Origin of the sequence: Nonomuraea sp. NPDC049709, from assembly GCF_040674815.1 — a bacterium.
GTDB lineage: Bacteria > Actinomycetota > Actinomycetes > Streptosporangiales > Streptosporangiaceae > Nonomuraea.
Genome location: NZ_JBFANM010000008.1, coordinates 1 through 17490, shown reverse-complemented (window position 1 = coordinate 17490; position 17490 = coordinate 1). Strand labels below are relative to the sequence as shown.

General features: G+C 71.5%; 16 protein-coding genes. 9 read left to right on the top strand and 7 right to left on the bottom strand.

The features are described from left to right. The first annotated feature begins 134 nt into the window (after nt 1-134). A complete protein-coding gene (gene sepH, locus AB0J69_RS09650; RefSeq protein ID WP_364114771.1) occupies nt 135-2966 on the top strand; it encodes a septation protein SepH in 2832 nt (943 codons plus the stop codon). Between the two features lie 130 nt (nt 2967-3096). Here sepH and AB0J69_RS09645 read toward each other — a convergent pair whose 3' ends face one another. From AB0J69_RS09645 to AB0J69_RS09635, 3 genes are read right to left on the bottom strand one after another with little or no spacing between them, the layout of a single operon-like run. After that, nucleotides 3097-4692, bottom strand: coding sequence for a PH domain-containing protein (locus AB0J69_RS09645; RefSeq protein ID WP_364114769.1), 1596 nt, complete (start codon nt 4690-4692; stop codon nt 3097-3099). Further along, the gene (locus AB0J69_RS09640; protein ID WP_364114767.1) at nt 4689-5210 is read right to left on the bottom strand and encodes a PH domain-containing protein; all 522 of its coding nucleotides are present in this window, start codon (nt 5208-5210) and stop codon (nt 4689-4691) included. Before AB0J69_RS09640 ends, AB0J69_RS09645 begins: the two co-directional genes overlap by 4 nt. Continuing rightward, entirely contained in the window at nt 5185-5487 is a 303-nt protein-coding gene (locus AB0J69_RS09635) for a BTAD domain-containing putative transcriptional regulator (protein ID WP_364114765.1), read from the bottom strand. Before AB0J69_RS09635 ends, AB0J69_RS09640 begins: the two co-directional genes overlap by 26 nt. A gap of 444 nt (nt 5488-5931) precedes the next feature. Here AB0J69_RS09635 and AB0J69_RS09630 point away from each other — a divergent pair, with 444 nt between their 5' ends. The 7 genes from AB0J69_RS09630 (at nt 5932) to AB0J69_RS09600 (ending at nt 14162) form a co-directional block, all read left to right on the top strand. Next, complete coding sequence (locus AB0J69_RS09630; protein ID WP_364114763.1) at nt 5932-6444, top strand: YbhB/YbcL family Raf kinase inhibitor-like protein; 513 nt, start codon at nt 5932-5934, stop codon at nt 6442-6444. A gap of 184 nt (nt 6445-6628) precedes the next feature. Beyond that, complete coding sequence (locus tag AB0J69_RS09625; protein ID WP_364114761.1) at nt 6629-8074, top strand: hypothetical protein; 1446 nt, start codon at nt 6629-6631, stop codon at nt 8072-8074. 78 nt (nt 8075-8152) lie between these two features. After that, entirely contained in the window at nt 8153-10396 is a 2244-nt protein-coding gene (locus AB0J69_RS09620) for a bifunctional SulP family inorganic anion transporter/carbonic anhydrase (protein WP_364114759.1), read from the top strand. Between the two features lie 4 nt (nt 10397-10400). Then, nucleotides 10401-11417, top strand: a complete 1017-nt coding sequence (locus AB0J69_RS09615; RefSeq protein WP_364114757.1) for an NAD-dependent epimerase/dehydratase family protein — start codon at nt 10401-10403, stop codon at nt 11415-11417. Nucleotides 11418-11830: 413 nt separating this feature from the next. After that, a complete protein-coding gene (locus AB0J69_RS09610; RefSeq protein WP_364114755.1) occupies nt 11831-12430 on the top strand; it encodes a dihydrofolate reductase family protein in 600 nt (199 codons plus the stop codon). 113 nt (nt 12431-12543) lie between these two features. Then, complete coding sequence (locus AB0J69_RS09605) at nt 12544-13458, top strand: serine hydrolase (protein ID WP_364114753.1); 915 nt, start codon at nt 12544-12546, stop codon at nt 13456-13458. Nucleotides 13459-13505: 47 nt separating this feature from the next. Next, nucleotides 13506-14162: a class I SAM-dependent methyltransferase gene (locus AB0J69_RS09600; RefSeq protein WP_364114751.1), complete on the top strand. Its 657-nt coding sequence runs from the start codon at nt 13506-13508 to the stop codon at nt 14160-14162. Here the strand turns inward: AB0J69_RS09600 and AB0J69_RS09595 are convergent. Further along, complete coding sequence (locus tag AB0J69_RS09595) at nt 14146-14505, bottom strand: hypothetical protein (protein ID WP_364114749.1); 360 nt, start codon at nt 14503-14505, stop codon at nt 14146-14148. The genes AB0J69_RS09600 and AB0J69_RS09595 overlap by 17 nt on opposite strands. Nucleotides 14506-14563: 58 nt before the next feature. On the opposite strand from AB0J69_RS09595, the gene AB0J69_RS09590 reads away from it, so the two are divergent. Continuing rightward, complete coding sequence (locus AB0J69_RS09590; RefSeq protein ID WP_364114747.1) at nt 14564-14965, top strand: HTH domain-containing protein; 402 nt, start codon at nt 14564-14566, stop codon at nt 14963-14965. A gap of 1003 nt (nt 14966-15968) precedes the next feature. Here AB0J69_RS09590 and AB0J69_RS09585 read toward each other — a convergent pair. The 3 genes from AB0J69_RS09585 to AB0J69_RS09575 form a co-directional block, all read right to left on the bottom strand. After that, on the bottom strand, nt 15969-16406 hold the full coding sequence (locus AB0J69_RS09585) for an NUDIX hydrolase (RefSeq protein ID WP_364114745.1): 438 nt from the start codon (nt 16404-16406) through the stop codon (nt 15969-15971). A gap of 42 nt (nt 16407-16448) precedes the next feature. Then, on the bottom strand, nt 16449-17027 hold the full coding sequence (locus AB0J69_RS09580; RefSeq protein WP_364114743.1) for a creatininase family protein: 579 nt from the start codon (nt 17025-17027) through the stop codon (nt 16449-16451). A 178-nt stretch (nt 17028-17205) separates the two neighbouring features. Next, the coding region (locus tag AB0J69_RS09575; protein WP_364114741.1) for a transposase at nt 17206-17490 on the bottom strand (285 nt) is incomplete at its 5' end.

Below are 17490 nucleotides of genomic sequence, written 5' to 3'. Positions count from 1 at the left end.
GCGTCACATCGCCTCCTGGCTATCCCAGGAAGGCGATGTTCGGACATGCCGGGTACGGTGCTGGCAGGCAACCGGCACACGCGAGAGACTCAAGGGTCCGGGGGAAGAATGGCGACGCTGACGAAGGGACTCGCATGCAGGAGCTCCGACTCGTCGCGGTGAGTGAGGACGGCACCTACCTCGTGCTGGCTACAGCCGGACGGGGTACACGCTTCACGCTTCCCGTGGACGACCGGCTCCGTGCTGCCGTCCGCGGCAACTTCTCCCGTCTCGGCCAGTACGAGATCGAAGTGGAGAGTCCGTTGCGCCCCAAGGAGATCCAGGCCCGCATCCGAGCCGGAGAGACGGCGGAGGAGATCGCCGCGACCGCCGGGATCCCGGTCGAGCGTGTCCGCTGGTTCGAGGGGCCGGTGCTGCAGGAGCGGGAGTACGTCGCCCAGCAGGCCCAGCGCGTCGCCGTCCGCATGCCCGGCGAGTCCGCGCCCGGGCCCACCCTCGGCGACCTCGTCGCGGAGCGGCTGACCAGGCGCGGCGTGCCCACCGACGAGATCGACTGGGACTCCGCCAAGCGCGACGACGGCCTGTGGCGGGTCAAGCTCGGCTACGTGTGGAACGGTCACACCCGCCACGCCGAATGGCTCTTCGACCCGCGCAAGCGTCACGTGACGCCCCACGACGACGAGGCCATGCGCCTGTCGGCCGCCGACTTCGACCCCGAGCCGGCCGTGGTGGAGGACACCACGGTGACGCCGTTCGCGCCGCGCGTGGCCAAGCTGCAGCCGGTGCCGCCGCTGACCTCCGACACGCGGCAGTTCCCGTCGGTGGTGCGGCACGAGCCCGAGGAGCCGGCCGTCGGCTACGACCCGCCGCCCCGATCGCCGTCGGACGGCGCGTACACCCGGGCGCCCGAGCCGCCGTCCCGCGAGACCCCCTTCGACCGCGACCCCCGCCAGGACTCCCCCTCCCGAGACCCCCGCCAGGAACCGGCCAGAGAGTCCGCCCTCCGCCAGGATCCCGTCAGAGACCCCGGCCTCCGGCAAGAGCCTCCGTCACGCGAGCCCTTCCGGCCCGAACCTCCGGCCCGCGAAACCGGCTACACCCGCCCCGGCGACACCACGTCCCGCCGCGGCGGGACTTCGCCATGGCTGCCCGATTTCAGCTCGGGACGTGGGGGGGAGCGTGAGAGCGACTCCATCTACGCCCCCGCCACCCCACCGTCCACCCGCCCCACCACCGACGCCCCGGCACCCCCGACCCCCACCCAGGACCGGCATTCCGCCCAGGACCAGCACTCCGGCCAGGACCGGCAGGAGGCCCAGGACCAGCGGCCCGCCCAGCATCAGCCGGCCGCCGAGGCCCAGGACCAGCGGCCCGCCCAGGACCGGCGGGAGGCCCAGGACCAGCGGCCCGCCCGGCATCAGCCGGCCGCCGAGGCGCAGGCTCAGCCCGTCGCGCAGTCGCCGGCCCCCGCCGCCCAGGGATCACCTGCCGCCCAGGCGCAGAGCCCGGCCTCCGCGCCGGCACAGCCCACCACCGCGCCGACGGCCACCCCGCCGACGCAATCGGCCGCCGTGCCGGTGCAGTCAACGGCCGCCCAGGCACAACCGGTCAGCGCGCAGCCTGCCGCCCAGACGGCCCAGTCCGGTCAGACGGCTCAGGCCGCCCAGGCCGCAGCGGCGGTTGCCCCGGTCGCGGAGACGGCCCCAGTCGCGGAGACGGCCCCAGTCGCCGAGACGGCCCCAGTCGCCGAGACGGCCCCAGTCGCCGAGACGGCCTCGGTTGCGGAGACCGCCACCCCGGATACGACCGACGCCGCGCAGTCGGACGAGTCCCCGGCCGCCACCTTCGGAACGCAGCCTTCACCGGTCGCGAGCTCCACCACGGAAGCGGCTGCCCCGGCGCCGGTCTCGCCCGACGTCACCGGCGAAGCGCCCGAGCAGCCCACGACCACGGCGGAGCCCAAGAGCGAAGTCACCGCCCCGGCCCAGCCGGAGACGGCGGCCGCCCCTGCCGCGATGGCCGAGGCGCCCAAGACCGAGGCCGCCGAGACCGCCGAGCCGACTCAGCGGACCGAGCAGGCCGAACAGCCCAGCAAGACCGAGGAGATCGCGCAGACGGGAGCTGCGGAGAGCGGCAAGGCCGTCGCCTCCCAGGCATCCACACCGGAACCCACGGCAACCGCACAGGAGCCCACGACAACCGCACAGGAGCCTGCGGCAACCTCGCCCGAGCCCACAGCAGCCGCGCCCCAGACCGCAGCGGCCACACCCGAGGCCGCAGCGGCCACATCCGAAGCCGCAGCGGCCGCACCGGAGCCCGCAGCAGCTACGTCAACCACGTCGCCGGAGCCAACGGCGGCGCCGGACGCTCCGGCGCCCGCGCTGGAACCTGCCGCGACCGCGACGGAGACGACCGCAGGGAAGACGACCGCGACGGAGACGACCGCGAAGACTGTCCCCGAACCCACCGCGACCGTCCCCGAACCCGCGACGGCCACTCCCGACACGGCGGCGACCGCTCCCTCGAAGCCCGCCGCTCCCGAGAAGCCCGCCGCTGCGACCGAGCCCGCCGCTTCAGCCGAGCCGCCTGTCACCGCGGCCAAGCCTGCCGCGGCAGCCGAGCCCGCCCCTTCGACCGAACCCGCCGTGGCAACCGAACCCGCCGCTTCGGCGGAGCCCGCCGTTGCCGACAAGCCGGCCGTCCCCGGGAAGAAGGCGGCACAGGCGGAGCCGGAGCCCGAGCAGCCCGCGCAGGAGACCAAGCCTCCGGCGCCCAAGCCGAAGCCCGCACCCTCGGTGCCGGCGGCGCGGGCGGGCAAGGACGAGGGCAAGGAGGACCCGGCCGTGCCGGTGCCGTCCCCGCCGCCCGCCCCGGCCGCCCGCCAGGCGCGCAAGAGTTCGAGGGGCCGTCGCGCCTCCGTACCGACGTGGGACGAGATCATGTTCGGCGCCCGCCGCCAGGACTGACCGCCGCAGCAGAGCAGGACCGACCGCAACAGAGCAGGAGACGACCGAGTCACCGCCGGGACGCCCGGCACCAAGGTGACGAGCGAGCCGGCGCCGGGAAACCCCTCCCTGGCCCCGCCCGCCGCCCGCGTCAGGGTTCGGCGCGCTCCAGGAAGGGCGCCAGCCACTCCGGCGTCACCTCGGCGGGGAACTCCACCGCCTGAGCCTCCGACACGTCGATCGCCGAGTAACCCCCCTTGCCGGCCCCGACCCCGGCGATCAGCGTGAGCACCCCGGCCCGCCGCTGGAACCACGTCTGCCGCATCCGCCAGCCCACCACGGCCCGGCGTTCGACCACGGCCTGGGCGCGCCGCAGCGACCCCGACCGCACCGCCACCCGCACGCCGTCGTAGCCGTGCCCGAGCGACGCGTACCGGTCGAGCCCGAGCGGCACCCCGACGCCCGCCAGGAGCAGCGCCAGGACCAGGAGGATCCACCAGATCATCGTCCCGGCGACCCAGACCCCGGCGGCGCCCACCAGGGCCAGCAGGAGCCAGGGGAAGACGGCGCGGAACAGGCGGCGGTTCCGCGCGACCGGCGGGTGGGGCCGGAGCTCGGCGTGGTAGGGCCCGATGGCGTCGCGGGTCACCTGGAAGGCCACCTCGCGCGGTACGTCGGGCAGGAGCTGCCCGCGCGTCTCCGAGTCGCCGAGCCCGGTCACGATGGCCCAGACGCGCGCGACCCCCGCCCAGCGTTCGGCCAGGCCGTCCACGATCTCGTAGCCGCGTACGCGCTGGGACTCCAGCGACACGCTGCGCCGGTTGATCAGCCCGCGCTCCGCCACGAGGTAGCCGTCGCGCCGCTTGAGCCGGAAGTTCCAGTTGAAGACCGCGTACATCAGCCCGCCGGCGAACGGCATCGCCAGCACGAGCAGCACTGCCACGGCCAGCAGCAGGTAGGGGCGCTCCCAGAGCCACTCCCCCGCGGTCCAGGCGGCGTCCTGGCTGACGCCCAGCTCGTCCCCCCACTGGAACGCCAGCCCCACGGCGCCGCCGACGAAGGCGAAGGGGGTGAGCAGGTACGCGCCCGACAGCGGCCCGTAGAGCAGCCACCTGCGCGGCACGTCGATGATCGGCCGCTCCGTGGGCCCGGGAGATGGCGCGGCGCCGGTGACGTGGGTCTCGGGGACGGCGGCACGGCGCAGCAGCACGGCCTTGAGCCGTTCGGCCTCCTCCAGCGTGACCCCGGCGAGCTTGGCCTCCTCCGCGTCGCCGCTCGCGCCCGTGTCGATCTTGAGCACGCTCAGGCCGAGCAGCCGGTGCATGGGCGGGGTGGACACGTCGACGCCGCGGATGCGCTCCAGGGGGATGGTGCGGACGGAGCGGCTGATCAGCGACCGCTTGGTCTCCAGGCGGTCGCCGACGATCTCGTAGGTGAAGGTGACCCACCTGATGACCGAGAACACCACGGCGGCGACGACCCCGGCGGCCGCGTAACCGTACGAGCGGGCCGAGAAGCCGCCCACGAACAGGACCCCGACCAGGGGGAGGAGGAGGGAGGGCAGCATGCGTACGGGGTCGATGAGCAGCACCTTGGGGCTGAGCCGCTGCGGCAGCCGCACCACGGGCGGCGGCCCGCCCGCCGGGCCGGGATGAGGCGGCCCGGCCGCCGGGCCGGGGTACGGCGGGATGTCACCGGGGGCGCCCTCCGGGATGGGCGCCGGGCCGTCCGGACGGGGCTCGGTCATGTCGCGTCGTCTCTGAGCTCTTCGGCCCGGCGCGCCAGCTGCTCGGCGAGCCCGGCCGCCACCCGGTAGTCGAGCCCCTTGATCGTCGAGGACCCCGCGTGGGAGGCCGTCCTGATCTCCAGCGTGGCCAGCCCGAGCATCCTCTCGAACCATCCTTGGCCCTTGTCGACCGTCTGGATGCGGCTCACGGGCACGAACACCCACTCCCTGGTCAGGAACCCCGACCTGGCGTAGACGACGTCTCCAGAAAGCTCCCAGCGATGCACGGCGTACCGCACGAACGGCTCGGCCGCCAGGAACGGCAGCAGCACCACGACCACCGCGACGGGCAGCAGCCACGGGTCCCGGGCGAACCATCCGGGCACCCACGACCACCCGCTCCCCCCGACCCACCGCGACACCAGCAGCGCGCCACCCAGGAAGAACGCGAACGCGATCAGCGACTCCAGCAACCACATCCGGACGGCTTTGGGCGAGACGCGGTTCGCCGGGTCACGTAGCGGGCCATTTGACGTCACAAGCCCAGCTTAGGGCGCGAACCCGGAAGGCGATCTGCCGGCGGACCGGTAAAGATCCGCCGACGGTCCCGGCGTGTCTGCCGAGCCCCGGCCCGGCCCCGGTGCCATGCTCGGTGGCGGCCGGCCGCAGGCTGTCGAGCTTGGCCACGTCGGCGGCGCCACGTTCGTGCCAGCCAGGCCCGGCCAGCGCGTGACCGCACCACAGCGCGAGCGCCTCACGCAACGTGGCAGCCGCCGTCCGCGCACCCCCACCGCCGCCCCGCGCACCGCCCGCCATCGCCCGCGCACCTCCTACCGCCGCCCGCGCATCACCACCACCATCTGCGCGTCCCCGCATGCAGACCACCGGCCGCCGTCGCGCATACCCTTCCGCCGCGATCTGGCGCACCTGGTTTTCGCCGCGACGCGCGACCGAAACCGATGCCCGTTTCGCCGGCCCGCCGCACGGGCGGCCCCGCCCGCGCCCCTCCGCCCCGAAGCAGCAGGCGGAAAGGTCTCCTCGGTACGGCGGCCGTCGGATCCCCGGGACCCTCGCGGCGGCCGTCGCTGTGGTCAACTTCACTACGCGGATGCCCACATTCTGGCGGTTTTCGGATCCTTTACCGACCACCGACCATCGAGAAACGGTCTGCGCACCGCCGAGAGCCGCGTAGCATCGTCCGGCATGGGGCTGTGTAACACGGCATCACGCGTGCGACGCATCGCTGTCAGTGTGACAGCGGTGGCTGTCGTCTTCGCCTTGTCAGGTTGCGGCAGCTTCATCGGCAGGTCACAGGCTCTGGACATCGCGGAGATGAACGTCACGAGCCCGGAGCTGCGCGAGGGCAAACCGCTGCCGCGCGAATACTCCTGCCATGGCGATCAGGGCAGCCCGCCGCTGCGCTGGTCGAGCCAGCCACTGTCCGAGGCGAAGTCGATCGCGATCGTGATCGACAGCCACACGTCATCCGATTCGGCCGTGCACTGGGTGCTCTACAACATCCCGGCGACCACGACCGAGCTGGGTCCCAACGCCGCCGCCGACCCCCCTGAGGGGTCCGGGCAGGCGAAGGTGACCAGTGGGAAGGTGGGCTACGAGCCCCCCTGCCAGGACCGGGCCAGTTACCGGCTCACCGTCTACACGTTGAACGGCAAGGTCGACCTCCCGGAGGGCTCTGAGCTCCCCGAGATCCTCAAGAAGATCGCGGACCAGACCATCGCCCGCGGCCGGCTCACGGTGGTGAACATCGAGTGAGCGGTCAAATACGACATGTAGTGCTGGTGTACCAATTCTTCACGTAGGGTGTGACAACTCTCATAGTGGTCCGACACAATCAGATCCAATTGTTAGGCACTGGTGATCAAAGGGGGCAGATCGCGTCGATGGCCGCGCGATCTCATCGGTGCCAGAGGGAGGCCATGGCTTTGAGGGTGGTGCAATGATCGCGGTCGTAGTGAGCTTGGTCGCTGTCGTGCTCCTCGTGCTCGTCGTCGTGGCACTGGGCATGCGTTCGATGAACCGCAGAGAGAGCTCGCTTCCTCCGGAACGGCTGAAGGAGATGGCCGAGAAGGAGGAGATGACCCATGCTCGTTCCACGGACGAGTTCGCGGCGCATGAGCCGCGAATGGCCAATTTCAGTCCCGACTTCAGTCCCATAGACGAGCCTAAGCAGAAACCGGTGCGCACCGGTCAGCGCGGCAGGCGTGGCGTCGACGAGTGGGGCAACCCGTCCACGGACGACGACGACGAGGAGTTCTGGGCCAACATCCGCAGTGACGCGGAAGAGGGCGGTTTCGGCGCGGGTGGCACGGTGGCTGCCAGGAAGGCCGCCTCCCGCCCCGTCGAGCGCGAACGCCCGGCCGAGTCCGAGCGTCCCGCCAAGCGGCCCCAGCGTCCGGCCAAGCCGCAGCCCGCGGCCGCGGCCGCCGCCGACCCCAACGCCGCCACCGTCCAGGCCCCCCTGCCGCAGCGCCAGCCCGCCGCCGCGGCCGCCAATCTCGCCGACCTGGTCGAGCCGCAGAAGCGTGCCACTCCCTCGCAGGCCGATCTGGCCGACCAGCGCACCGTGACGTTCGCGGCCCCGACGGCCGACGTGATGAGCATCCTCGGCGCGGGCGCCCAGCCGGTGCCCGCCCCCACCCGCTCCGAGCCGGCCCCTGTCAGCCGGCCCGCGTCGGTGTCGTCCAACGCCTATCCGGCGGTCAACGGCAGCGGCTCGTTCCCCGCCACGCCGGCCGTGACCGGCAGCGGCGCCTTCCCCGCGGTCAGCCCGACCTCCAGCGGCAGCTTCCCGGCCGCCCCCGCCCCCATCCACGGCGCCCCGACGAGCGACCCGTTCCCCGCCTACGGCGGCGTGGCCGACCCGCTCGAGACGACCTGGACCAACAACCAGCCCGCGGCGACCACGTCCGGCTCGTGGGCCGCCTCTCCCGACATCCTCGACGACCCGGCCCCCGCCCCGACGCCGACCCCTTACGGCTCGGCGAGCTCGTGGCCGGCGTTCGAGCAGCCCGCCGCGCGCTCGTCCTACCCCGCCTCCTACGAGGTGCGCTCCGGCTGGGCCGTGGCCGACGACACCGACCCGCTGACCGGCCCCTCCCCCGCCGCCGGCACGCCCACCGTGCCGGGCCGCGCGGTCTCGAACTACGACGACGTGCTGTCAGCCCCGACGCCGCCGGCCTCCCCGTTCGGGATGGGCGCCTACGAGACGGGCGACATCACGACCAGCCCCGCCGCCGCCTGGCCCGAGCCCCCGTCGTCGGTCAACGGCGCCCCGGGCACCTGGCCGGCGTACGGCGGCCAGCAGCCGCAGCCGCAGGACGGCGGCCGGAACGACCACCGCCGGGGCCCGGAGCAGGACTATCCGCACGACTACTACCGATGATCTCCAGCGCTCATTAATCCGTAAAACCCGCGCGACGCCCCCTTAAAGCAGGGTCGACGGAGCATTAGGGTTTGCACCATGTTCCGCGACACGCAGAGTAGCTGGCTGAGCACCCTCCGGCATGATGTGCCAGCCTCGCTCGTGGTTTTCCTCGTCGCGGTGCCCCTCTCCCTGGGCATCGCGATGGCCTCCGGGGCGCCCCTCGCCGCCGGACTGATCGCCGCCGTGGTGGGCGGGATCGTGGCGGGCGCCCTCGGCGGCTCGGCCGTGCAGGTGAGCGGGCCGGCCGCCGGTCTGTCATTGGTGGTCGTGGACCTCGTGCACACGTACGGATGGCGTGCCACCTGCATGATCACCCTCCTGGCGGGCGCCGTGCAGCTCGTGCTCGGGGTGTTCAAGGCGGCCAGGGCGGCGCTCGCCGTCTCGCCGGCCGTCATCCACGGCATGCTGGCCGCGGTCGGCGTGATCATCGCCCTCTCCCAGCTCCACATCGTGCTGGGCGGCAGCTCGCAGCGCTCGGCCATCGCGAACCTGGTGGAGCTGCCCGGCCAGATCGTCGACCTGCACGGCCACAAGGTCGCCGTGGGCCTGCTCACGATCATGGTGCTGGCGTTGTGGACGCGGCTGCCGAAACGGGTCAAGGCGGTGCCCGCACCGCTGGCGGCGCTGCTGGTGGCGGCGCTCACGGCGTGGATGTTCGGCTGGGACGTCACGCGGGTCGACCTGTCCGGGAGCTTCACCGAGTGGGCCTTCCCGGTGCTGCCGCAGGGCGACTGGCATCTGGTGGTGTCCTCGGTGCTGCTGGTGGCGCTGCTGGCCGGGTGCGAGTCGCTGCTGTGCTCGGTGGCGGTCGACGGGATGCACGGCGGGCGCCGCGCCGACCTCGACCAGGAGCTGACCGGACAAGGCGTGGCCAACATGGTCACCGGCGCGCTCGGCGGCCTGCCCGTGGCCGGGGTGATCGTGCGCAGCACGGCGAACGCGCAGGCCGGGGCACGTACGCGCTGGTCGGCGATCCTGCACGGGGTGTGGGTGCTGGTGTTCGCGCTGGGGTTCGGCTGGTCGATCACGCTGATCCCGCTGGAGGCGCTGGCCGCGCTGCTGGTGTTCATCGGCGTGCAGATGGTGAACCTGGGCCACATCAGGAAGGTGCACGGGCACGGCGAGGTGCCGGTGTACGTGGTCACGATGGCGGCCGTGATCCTGCTCGGACTGGCCGAGGGGGTGCTGGCGGGGCTGGCCCTGGCCGCGCTGCTGGCGCTGCGCCGTCTGACCTGGGTGACGGTGCGCAAGCGCGAGGACCGCGACGGGCGGCTGCACGTGACGATCTCGGGGTCGCTGACGTTCCTGGGGGTGCCGCGGCTGACGCACGAGCTGCGTACGATCCCGGCCGGCACGCCCGTGGACCTCGACCTGAACATCGACTTCATGGACAACGGCGCCTTCGAGGCCATCCACTCGTGGCGGCTGGACCACGAGCGCATGGGCGGCACGGTGGTCATCGACGAGCTGCACGACGAGTGGTACGCGCTGGCGGCCAGCGGGGCGCGCATGTTCCCCGTGAAGTCGCCGCCACAGGCGCCGGACCGCTGGTGGCTGCCGTGGGCGCAGCGGCACCGGCGTGACGTGCCGATCCAGGTGCCGACGGACGGCACCGCCGCGCCGACGGAGTGCCTGCTCACGGCGGGGGCGCGCGAATATCACCGGCGTACGGCGCCGCTCGTCCGGCCGATCTTCACCGAGCTGGCCCGCAAGCAGCAGCCCACGCATCTCTTCATCACCTGCGCCGACTCCAGGATCATGCCCAGCCTGATCACGGCCAGCGGCCCCGGCGACCTGTTCACGGTGCGCAACATCGGCAACCTGGTGCCGCGCAGGGGCTCCGAGCCGCAGGACGACTCGGTGGTGGCCGCGATCGAGTACGCGACGCAGGTGCTGGGCGTGCACACGATCACGGTGTGCGGCCACTCGGGGTGCGGGGCGATGGCGGGGGTGCTGAGCGGCGGGGTGCAGGCGGGCAGCCTGCCGGGGCTGCGCAGGTGGCTGCGGCACGGGGACCACAGCCTGGCCACGTTCATCGAGACCGAGGGCGACCGGCTGCACAGCGGGGCGCTGGACGTGCTGTGCCGGGTCAACGTGCAACAGCAGCTGGAGAACCTGCTCACCTACCGGAAGGTCGACGAGCAGGTCAGGGCCGGCAAGCTGGAGCTGGTCGGGCTGTTCTTCGACATCGGGTCCGCGCGGGTGCACATGGTGCCGCCGCTGCGCTCTACGCTCTCCGTGAAGACGTCTGATCGGACGGTGCTCGCGAGCGAAGAATGAGCCCATGAGAGTTCTGGTCATGGGCGGTTCGGGTTTCCTGGGGCGCGCCGTCGTGTCGGCGGCGCTGGCCCGGGGGCATGAGGTCACGACGTTCAACAGGGGGCGCAGCGGGGCCGACGTGGCCGGCGTGGAGGCCGTGCGCGGCGACCGGGAGGTGGCCGCGGACCTGGAGCGGCTGGCCGAGGGGCGGTCGTGGGACTTCGTGGTCGACACCTCCGGCTACGTGCCGCGGGTGGTGGGCGAGTCGGTGCGGGCGCTGTCGGGGAAGGCGGCGACGTACGCGTTCATCTCCAGCATCTCGGCCGTCGACGGCTTCCCCGGCAAGCCGGCCGCCGAGGAGGCGGCCGGGTGGTCCTGCGAGCCGGACGCGGGGCCCGACGACGGCGACTACGGCGTGCTGAAGGCGGGCTGTGAGCGGGCGGTCGAGCAGGGCTTCGACGGCAACGCGCTGATCGTCCGGCCCGGCCTGATCCTGGGGCCGCACGAGGACGTGGCGAGGCTGCCGTGGTGGCTGACCAGGATCTCGCACGGCGGCAGGGTGCTGGCGCCGGGCGACCCCGGCGCTCCGATGCAGCTCGTGGACGCGCGCGACGTGGCCGCCTTCACCCTCGACCAGGCCGAGCGCGGCACGTCGGGCCAGTTCCTGGTGACGGGTCCCGCGGGCAACGCCACCTACGGCGAGTGGCTGGGCTTCTGCAAGGAGGCGACCGGCTCGGACGCGGAGTTCGTGTGGGTGGACGACCAGTTCCTGGTGGATCAGGGGGCGGGGACGTTCGTGGAGCTGCCGCTGTGGGGCGGGCCGCCGTCCGCGGTGACGGCCAACTTCTGGAGCGTCCCGACGGCCCGGGCGGAGGCGGCCGGGCTGCGCACCCGGCCGGTGGCGGAGACCGTGCGCGACACGTGGGCCTGGCTGCGGGAGATCCCGGAGGACGAGCGGAGCTATGGCGCGAAGACCCGGCACGGGATGGCCCCGGAGAAGGAGGCGACCATCCTCGCCGCATGGGAGGCGCGTTCGGCGTAGTGAGGATCCGCCCGGGAGGCGCGTTCGGCGTAGTGAGGATCCGCCCGGGAGGCGCGTTCCGCGTAGTTCGATTGCCTGCGGGAGGCGCGTTCTGCGTAATCCTGCGCAGACCGGGCGGTGCGGGCGGGGTTAGGGTCGCGGTGCCAGCGAGGTTCTCCCGTTGCCCACGGCGCACCTCGCGGTGCCGGTCCTGACTCCCAGGGGCCGGAGGGGCGGAGGTGCCCGCCGTCGAGCCATGTCCCCCTTGACCGGGGGCCGCCGATGGTGGCGAGACGGCGGGCGGTCGCCTCCGCCCCTCACCTTCCCGGATATTTTCCCGCCGGGAGGCAGCCAGGATGTAGAGGGCGGGCGGACGGCTCCGACTTCCTCGTGAGCGGCGCGAAAAGGAGCGCCGAAGCACAGGAGGTAGTCAGATGAGCAAGGTCACCTGCGACATGGCGATGTCCCTCGACGGTTTCGTGACAGGGCTCGGGCAGAGCCTGGAGCAGCCGTTCGGCGAGGGGGTGGGCGATCGCCTGCACCAGTGGATGTTCGATGAGCCCGAGGCGCACGCCGCGGTGATCGAGGGCATCACCGCGGCGGGGGCCTTCATCATGGGCCGCAACATGTTCGGCCCCGGCCGCGGCGACTGGGACCTCGACTGGAACGGCTGGTGGGGTGCCGAGCCGCCGTACCACGCTCCGGTCTTCGTCCTCACCCACCACTCGCGCGAGCCGGTGACGATGCAGGGCGGCACGACGTTCTTCTTCGTGACCGACGGGATCGGGCCGGCCCTGGAGCGGGCGCGCGAGGCCGCCGGCGACGGCGACGTCGCCATCGCGGGCGGCGCGCACACCGTGAACCAGTACCTCGCCGCCGGGCTCATCGACGAGCTCCGCCTGCACGTCGCGCCCGTGATCCTGGACAGGGGCGAGCGGTTGTTCGACGGGGTCGGGGACATCACCCTCGAACCGCTGGGCGACGCGTGGGGCACCGCTCTGGTCACGCACCTGCGCTATCGCCCCGTACGGTGACCGCGGCCCGCTGCTAACACCGTGGAAACACCCGTCCCGTAATGCTGCCTGCCATGACTTTCATGGCAGTACACGACCCGTTGCCGCTTCCCTCCGCTTTCGCGTAAGCCGTCATGCCCGCGAAGCCCGGGAGGCGGGTCGCGCTGGGGGCCGCGGCAGCGTCGCTGGCCCTCCTGACGTCAAGCGGCGCCTCCATCCCCGCCCCCGCCCCCCTCGCCGCACCCGTATCCACCTCCTTCGAGCACGACCCGGTCGCGGTGGCGTCCGCCCCGGAGCCGGCGAAGAAGCCCCGCAAGCCCTCCTACGGCAAGTCCCTGACCCGGTCCCTGGACCGCTACCTGGACGGCCTGGCGGACGATCTAGCGGTCTCGGTGCGGGAGCTCTCCTCGGGCCTGTCCTTCTCCTACAACCGCGGGCTCAGAACGGCCACGGCCAGCATCGTCAAGGTGAACATCGTGGTGGCGCTGCTGCTGCGCGCCCAGCGGCAGCGGCGCGGCCTGACGGAGTGGGAACGGCGCGCGGCGGCGCAGGCCATCAAGGTCAGCGACAACGCCGCCGCGTCCTCCCTGTGGGGCGCGATCGGCGGCGCGTCCGGCCTGGCCGCCGCGAACAAGAAGCTCGGCCTGCGGCACACGCGCCCCGGTCCGGGCGGCTCCTGGGGCTCCACCACGACCAGCGCCGCCGACCAGGTACGCCTGCTGAACGCGCTCGTCTCGGCCAAGAGCCCCCTGTCGGCCGAGAACCGCCGCTACGTCCTCGGTCTCATGCGCGACGTGGCTCCCGAGCAGGCGTGGGGCGTGAGCGCGGCCGGGCACAAGGGGGCGGACGTGGCGCTGAAGAACGGCTGGCTCCCCCGGGAGCGGGACGGCGGGCGGTGGACGGTCAACAGCATCGGCCGGGTACGGGAGCGCGGCCGAACGTACCTGATCGCCGTCGTCTCCCGGCGCAACCGCTCGATGGGTTCGGGGGTCAAGGCGGTCGAGCGCGTCAGCGAGATGGTCGCCAGGGCCATCGCCGAGGCGGGGTGACCCGGGTGCATGCTGGAAGGTGTGGCTGCCTTTCCTGAGGTGATTCGATGACCCGGTTGTCCGACTTGCAGCATCCCCGCTTCGCGCGGGCGTACGTCGAGGCGTCCGAGCTCGCCGACCGGCGCGGCGCGTACGAGCACCGGCGGCGCCTGCTGGCCGCGGCCGAGGGGCGGGTGATCGAGATCGGGGCCGGCAACGGCCGCAACTTCCCCCACTACCCCGCGCGGGTGACGGAGGTGGTCGCGGTGGAGCCGGACGACACGCTGCGGGCGCTGGCGCGCGAGCAGGCCGCGTCGGCGCCGGTGCCGGTCTCGGTGGTGGCCGGCCACGCCGAGGCGCTGCCCGGGGGCGAGGCGGCCTTCGACACGGCGGTGGTGTCCCTGGTGCTGTGCTCGGTGCCGTCGCTGGAGCGGGCGCTGGCGGAGATCGTACGGGTGCTCCGGCCCGGCGGGCAGTTGCTCTTCTACGAGCACGTACGCTCGGCCAATCCCGTGCTCGGCCTGCTCCAGGACGTCATCACCCCCGCGTGGCGGCGTGTCGCGGCGGGCTGCCACCCGAACCGGGACACGCTGGGCGCGATCGAGCGGGCCGGGTTCGCTGTGTCGGAGGCCGACCGGTTCGCCTTCGCCCCGCAGCCGGTCATCCCGCCGCTCACGCACATCCTGGGCCAGGCGCGGCCGGCCGCCTCTACTCCAGGGGCGTGAGCACCGCGATCCGGTATCCGTCGCCGCCTTCGACCAGCTGGTAGCAGAACCGCTCGCGCGGCCGGCCCGAGTAGGACCAGGTGACGTCGGCCCAGACGCTGCCCGGCGCCTCCGCCATGATCACGACCTGCTGATCGAGCTCGTCGATCCCGTCGTACTGGTCCCAGGAGGCGGCGAAGAAGCTCTCGGTCTGGCCGGCGTCGCTGACGGCGATCGAGGCGCCGGGGAAGAGGATGAGCGAGGGCACCGCGTACATCCCCGCGATCGCCTTCGCGTCGCGGGCCAGAAGCGCGGCCGCGTAACGCCGGAAGAATCCGTTCACCTTGTCGTCATCGTTGCGCATGCTCCCACGCTAGGGTCCGAACAAGACGGGCCTGTGTCTCCTTTGAAAGGCGAAATCCGTGGACCGAGTCCTCCGGCTCGCCGCATCCTCGCGCGACGGGCACCTGGCGCTGCGGCGCGTCGAACGCCAGCAGGCGCTGATCGAACGGCTGCACGCCGCCCGCGGCGAGCGGGTGCGGATGGGCGAGCTGGCGCGCGAGCTGGGCGTCTCACCGCGAACGGTCGCCCGCGACGTGGAACGGCTCCGGCTCAGCGGGGTGCCCCTGGACGCGTACCGGGGCCATGGGGGCGGGGTGCGCCTGCTGTCCACCGGCGCCGCGATCCACCTCGTGCTCGACCTGCCGGAAGCGGCCGCGCTGATCTCCAGCCTCGCCGTCCTCGGACCGACCGCCAGCGAGAGCGCCGCCTCGGCCATGCGCAAACTGGCCGAGGCCCTGAACCCCCCTTCGGGGGAGGGGTGACGAGTCGGCCTGTAGGCCGGGTTCCTTTCTCGGCTCTGGCATGAGCTGCTGAGATTCGCGATCCACGCGTTGTGACCTGCAATTTTTGTTCTCAGGGGTTCTCAACGTTTCGTGCATGATCGCGTTGTCATGTGCCCTGTACATCATCACCTCCAGGCATACTAAGGTCCCCGCACCAACATCTAGCCTCTGCCCTACTACGCCTCTACGATCATCTCCATGACGGGGCGAAATGTGTGCTTCACCACAGGTGCGGTAATCCTCTTTTTTGCTGGGTACGGCGCCCTGGTTGTCAACTCGGCAGTGGATATCGGCAAGGCCGTCGCTCTGGCCATCGTAGGAGTCGGCTTCATGATCGGTGCTGTAGCCCTGGCCACTGGCGTGGATAACCAACGGCGTCGTAGGCGTCCCCAACAGGCGACAAACAGGTCGACGCACCCAACCCATGGGGCAAGGCTGTGAGCCGGGAACACCCAAGGCACGCGCGCCTCTTGGCCTGCCCGTCTGCCGTCGTCCCACCCGCAGGGTAGCGGGCCGGCCGCGGGGCTGCCCCGGCCGCGCGCCCGGTGTCAGGATCGTGATGGAACGCAGGCGGCCCCGTGGCTGGTCTGCTAGGGCTTGCCCTGGGACGGCGGCAGGCGGGCAGGCTTCCACGGCAACCCGCTCAGACGGACAGTCCGCGATCTTGGGCCTGCCCGGAGCCGGAGCGCCCCCGCCGGAGGCATGCAGTAAGGCCGGCTCCGTGGCCGCGCACGCGTGCGCTGACTGGCCCGGCCCCGTGACCCGAGCAGCGCGCTCCCCCAGTGATCACCCTGTACCATCGCACGGCGGCCCCCTTTCACTCGTCCGCGCCAGCCGTCCGGCGATGCTTTTAGCCGCCGCCGGGAGCGCCAGCGGGAGGCGGCGGCGTGCCGAGACGGCGGTGCGTGCGGCCCCCTCGGGGCCGCCTTGATTGATGTACAGAAAGTTTTCACAAGATGGGCTGGGACTAGACAGGGCTGGGTCACCTATCGCCGAGGATCTTGGTCCCGTTGTACTGGCGTACGGTGGGAACGCCGTTGTGAAGGGCGTCAAGCACGCGGACAGCGAAAGCTTCGGCTGCCATGGATATCACGTCGTCGGGCGTGGCCCAGTGGAAGCCACTTACCTCGTTGTTAATCGACAGCTCGCCCCCAGTCATGGCACAGCGAAAAACGAGGGCGACAACGCCACGGACCATGTTCTTGTAGATGCCTGTCAGGGCGATCGGTTCTACGTCAAGGCCGGTCTCTTCTTTGACCTCGCGGCAGAGTCCGTGGTGGAAGGACTCAGCGAGCTCAAGAACTCCGCCTGGTGGCTCCCAGTGGGAGTTGTCCCGTCGTTGAATCAGGAGAGCTCGGCCGGCGGGATCGAGGACAATGCCAGCGACGCTGACTGAGTGTTTCTGCTGGTCACTGCTCATACTTATTCTCTAGGTTGCCCTTGTGCCCCGTATCACTGGTACCTACGGGGCTATGTCGATACTCCTGAGGCAGGAACGGAACGCGGCGCCGAGATAGTCAAGGACTGCTCGTCCTTTTTCGGCGGTAGCGAGTGACGGACGACCGATAACAGCGTTTTTGGTGTATGCCTCCAAGCCGACTGTAAGAAGATCCTGGCGGTCGTCCGCGACGTGGTCGACGGTTTCGAAGCCCTCTCTCACCAGCTCGGGGTGAGTTGCGAGGAGGATGGAAACTTCGAGTTCACCTGCGTGCATGTCTTCGTGACTACTGGTTTCCATGTTGGCCTTCGCGCGTGCCGCGTTCCAGTGGGTGTTGGTCGGAAAGAGCGCCATACAGCGTTCGGTGACCGTGGCTTCCTGTACGACGTTAGACAGTACGTAATTCCCACCGTGAGCGTTAATCAAAACTAGTTTGTTGATGCGGGATGCGCGCAACGAGTGTTGAATGTCGGTGATGATGGCAAAGAGAGTCTTAGCTGAGATGCTTACAGTGCCGGGCCATGCCTTGTGTTCGTGGGGAACAGGAGATGGTGATCGGGGGCAAGTGGCGCGCCGGGTAACGTTGTGCGATTTCGTGGGCAATGATTGAGGCAATAGCCTCGATTCTTCAGCTGGTCGGGGTGCGTGAGTGGCTCCGCGGGTTTCGCCCGTAATGTCCCCGAGGCGGTTGGGGCGGGCCGTCGCATGACGCTGCGGGGGCGCCGGGTTCCACGGGCCCGGAGGAGGCTCCTTTCTGGATCGTCGTGGTCGGGTCCGGCTCTCAGGTGAGAGCGGGCAGGTTGGTGAGGCGCTGCCAGGCCAGGACGAATGCCTGGGCCCAGGGCCAGGTCCGCTCGATGCGCAGGTGGCGGCGGCGGGCGTGGGCGGCCAGCCGGGCGGGCAGGTGGTAGAGCCGGTAGCGCATGGTGTCCGGCTCGGCGCGGTCCAGTCCGGGCTGGTCGTGCAGGGTGAGCAGGCGCAGCCAGCAGTCCAGGTCGTGGCCGAGGTTGGCGGCCAATACCCATCCTTGGTTGACGGTCCAGTCCTTGCTGGGCAGATTACGCAG